Source organism: Streptomyces sp. AC627_RSS907, assembly GCF_019049165.1.
In genome coordinates this window covers 1-1,121 of sequence record NZ_JAGMUE010000347.1, presented here as the reverse complement: position 1 = coordinate 1,121, position 1,121 = coordinate 1, and the positions used below count along the sequence as shown (strand labels likewise).

Below are 1,121 nucleotides of genomic sequence, written 5' to 3'. Positions count from 1 at the left end.
CCTTCAGTTCGCGCAGGAACGCCGCGGTGCCCGAGTTGGCGATCGTCCCGATGAGCTTGATGACCTCCTCGCGCGACATGCCGATGCCGTTGTCCCGCACGGTCAGCGTACGGGCGCTCTTGTCGGCCTCGATGTCGATGTGGAGGTCTGACACGTCCACGTCGAGCGAGTCGTCGCGGAGCGCTTCGAGACGCAGCTTGTCCAGCGCGTCGGAGGCGTTGGAGACGAGTTCGCGCAGGAACACGTCCTTGTTCGAGTAAATCGAGTGGATCATCAACTGGAGAAGCTGGCGCGCTTCCACCTGAAACTCGAACGTCTCTGTCGGCATAATCCGTTTTTTCCTTTTCGGGCCACCAGGTGACGGTACTGACCTTGGCACTGTAGAACAGCCCGTCACCGCGTGGTTGCGGGGGCGCCCAACCAGCGGCCCCGCGACCCGCGCCCGGGGGCGTACGCGGCGGTCAGCCGGTGTGCTCGGCGCACAGGCACGCGACGCCCTTCGCGATCCACTCGCGGCCGGACCAGTCCGGGTGCCGCTGGACCATCAGCGCCTCGATCTCCTCGACGTGCGTCTGCTCGCTGGCGGCCCCGGCGCGCCGCATCCGCGTCTCGTCCCACAGGAGTTGCAGGTAGTCACGCACGTCGGCCAGCAGTCGCGGGCCGCCGACCTCGCCGTGGCCGGGGACCACGACGCGCGGCGCCTCGGCCGCCAGGCGCCGCACCACCGCCAGCCAACGGGTGCCCGACACGTCGATGTCGTGCGGCGGGAACCACGGGAAGATCGCGAACTGCCGGGCCTCCACCAGGTCCCCGGTGAACATCACCCCCACGTCCGGCACCGTCACCACCTGGTCGCCCCTGCTGTGGGCCCGGCCCGTGGCCTGCAGGTGCACCACCCGGCCGCCCAGGTCCAGGCGGTGGGCCTGGCCGTAGACGACGTCGGGCCGGGGGAGTTCGACGCCGGCGAGCTGGCGCGCCACGGGCTCGCCGAGCCCCCGGAACATCTCCAGGTAACCGGCGCCCTTCACCGTGAGGTCCTCGGCCTGGGCCCGGTTGACCAGGTACGTCGCCGCCCCCGCGAAGACCTGCGCCCCGTAGGCGTGTTCCGGGTGGAAGTGCGT

General features: G+C 70.1%; 1 protein-coding gene and 1 pseudogene. Both read right to left on the bottom strand.

From position 1 onward, the window contains the following. Nucleotides 1–328 (bottom strand): annotated as a pseudogene (locus KUM32_RS35655) (ATP-binding protein); the annotation flags it as partial. Nucleotides 329–461: 133 nt separating this feature from the next. After that, nucleotides 462–1,121, bottom strand: a 660-nt coding sequence (locus KUM32_RS35650) for an MBL fold metallo-hydrolase (protein ID WP_217146065.1), incomplete at its 5' end; no start/stop codon positions are given.